Here is a 2,809-nt window from a genome sequence, read left to right on the forward strand (position 1 = left end):
AGGGCAGGGCGGCTGAAGCGCAGGCCAAGTCGGAACAAAATATAAGTAACTATAATGCTCAACTGCAGGAGCGTGAAGCCAGGGCAATAGAGGCCAAGACGCGGTTCGAGTCACGCAGGCAGGCCAAGGCCGCCAGAAGGCAGATGGGGAGAATAAGAGTTAAAGGAGCCGGTTCGGGCGCGGACCCGAACGAAGGAGCGCCTTTGCTCGCCGAGGCGGAACAGTTCGCAGAGCTGGAGCTTGAAAATATGCTGATAGGATACGAAGGACAGACAAAAGCGCGGAAGGCAAGGTCTCAGGCCGCTATTGACAGGGCGTCCGGCAGGGCTGCAAGGTACAGGGGCAAGTCTGCCAAGAGGGCCTCTTATCTTAAAGCGGGCGGTTCGCTCTTACAGGGATTCGGAGCGGCCTCCGAAGCCGGGTTCTTCAATAAGGATTATCATTTAGCCAAAAAACACGGAATAATGTAATGGCACAGGAAATATACAGAACACAGAAAACTTTACCCGGCACTACGGGCGGGGTGAGAATAACCGACAGGAGCATAGCCGATACGGGCGGTGTGCAGCTGGCTCAATCGATAGCGGGTTTCGGCAGGGAATTATCGGGGCTCGGTATAAAGCTCGATATGATAGAGGCCGATACCCAGTTTACAAAAAGCAAGACGGCGGCCAGAGAGGAATTGAACAGGCGTGTCATGTCTCTGAAAGACAAAGACCCGTCGGAGTATATAGACGAGTACCAGAAGTTTCTTGCGGACGTCGGCACGATGATGCCGGAGAACCCACGCGGCGCTAAAGCCTATCAAAACTGGCTTACGTCCATTCAACCGTACTGGCAGAAACATTTTTTCGATTTGAAAGTAGCCAAGACCAACGATAATTACAGGGCCGCAGGTTATGTGAGCAGGCAGGATTATATAGAAACGGGCAACCCCGAATACTTTGCTCATTTGGCTAAAGGCGTTAAACTCGGCGCGTACGACGCCGAACAAGCCGCCATATTCAGGCAGAACGCAATAGACGCCAGACAAAGATATACGGAGGCTCGGGAAGTCAAAACCAAAAGAGACGAGGCGGAGCAGTTAAAGCTGGCGCGGGAAGAAACCAACAGAAAACTGCTTACCGATTTCTGGAACGGCAAACTTGACAACCCGCAGGTGGTTACCGATGCTCTCGAAGACGGCTTAATAACCGATACGGATGCGAAATATCTGCGGAACGCTATGATGTCCGAAGACCCGCCGGAGCTGAAATTACCGGCTTTAGCCAATGTTAAGCGGGCGATAGAATCGATAGGCACTAATGCAATATCCCGAGATGATGCCCTGTCTGTTCTCTATGCGAATATGGACTCGCTTGACGCCACTACGGGCAAGTCTTTATTGAATGAAATCTTCGCTGCGCAGGATAAGAATAAGTCTGAGATGAAACGTGAAGCCCGCAGTTTAATGGAAGAGCTTATCAGGGACAAAGACCAGTACACCGGCCTGTTCACGGACGACGAGAGGCAGATACTCGCCAGTGCCGAGGCGTACCTGATGCTGGATGAGGCGATAGAGAAGGCGGCCACGGAAGGAAAGCCGTTAGAGAGAAGGGAAGTACTCATAAAGGCCATAGAAATAGGCAAACAGATGAAAAAGAAAATAGACGCCGAAGAAGAAAGGGGAGAAGAACCGTCTTTTGAGCCGGACAAGCCGACAAAAGCCAAGCAGATGGCGGAGTTTATGGCACGTCTAAAATATTACACCCACTACAAAAAAGGCCCTATACGCAATCCGCAGTTCGAGTTGAAAAATGAAGAACCCGTGAAGGTATTCGATGAGAAGGGCGTAGAGCTGGGCTTGCGCATGAAGAACGGTTCGGTTTTTGTTATCGGCTATCAGGCCATATTCAACGGTGTTAAATACGAATATATAGGTAACGGCGAATGGCAAGAAGTTACAAAGAAATAACGAAACCCAGGACGTTCCGGTATAAAGATATTCGGACAGGCGAGTCCCCGCCCAGGCAGAGAAGGGTTTCCCCGAAAGAGGAAAAGAAACAGATAGAGAATATAGTTGACTTCTCGGATGTTACGGGCGTCGACCACTCTCTGTTAGAAAAGATATATGAGCCCGTCTCCGGCGTTATGAAGGCCGTTCCGGACCCCGTGGACGTGGATATGACAAACCAAAGGTCTTCCGAGCCCGCCAAACTCGAAGCGGGCAAAGAACAGGAAGGCATCTTAAATACATTCTTAGGCTTCAAGTACCCGCCCAAGCCACCCGACTGGAAGTATTCGTCTCTGATTGAAAAGTTCAATTACTATACACTGCCGATAGCGGACATATTAGGCAGAATAGGTGGTAAGATAGCTTCCGACTGGCGCATGATGACTAAAGAGGATGTACAGGCACTCTTAGTAAGTGAATTAGAGGACGACCTTAAGTGGTTTCAAAAGACACCCGAAGCCGTAGGATGGACCGGCGAAAAGGTTGCCGAGTACCTTCTGTTAAAAGGAGTATTCAAGGCTACGGGGCTGCATAAAGCTCTTACGGTTGCGGGACAGAAGATGGCGGCCCCGTTTATCGCCAAACAGATCACCAGGGCAGGCGGCGTACAGACGGTAAAGACTCTTTCTGCCGCCGGTATTAAGGACCTTTTGCGCAAGGGCGTTCAGTCGTTTCTAACATCGAGTCCTGAGAATGTAACTTTCATATCTTCGTGGTCCGCATTAGACGCATGGATGAAGGGTGGTGACGTAATTGAAGAGGCCAAGCGCGGAGCCGGATGGGGCTTGGTTTTAACCGCCGGTCTTTCGATGATAG

Annotated in this window: 2 protein-coding genes; both read left to right on the top strand. The window is 50.6% G+C overall.

Annotated elements, in window-relative coordinates; genetic code table 11:
- Window positions 1-469 precede the first annotated feature (469 nt).
- Window positions 470-1,954 (top strand): hypothetical protein, encoded by a 1,485-nt coding sequence (locus GF409_05165; protein MBD3426601.1) that lies wholly within the window; start codon window positions 470-472, stop codon window positions 1,952-1,954.
- On the top strand, window positions 1,930-2,809 hold an 880-nt coding region (locus GF409_05170; GenBank protein ID MBD3426602.1), incomplete at its 3' end, for a hypothetical protein. The genes GF409_05165 and GF409_05170, both read left to right, overlap by 25 nt.

It is taken from the genome of Candidatus Omnitrophota bacterium (genome assembly GCA_014728045.1).
In the GTDB taxonomy this organism is placed as follows: Bacteria; Omnitrophota; Gorgyraeia; order Tantalellales; family Tantalellaceae; genus WJMH01.

Bases quoted from the DNA above. Each gene is read 5' to 3' on its own strand.
- GF409_05165 (MBD3426601.1), top strand. From the start codon at position 470: ATGGCACAGGAAATATACAGAACACAGAAAACTTTACCCGGCACTACG.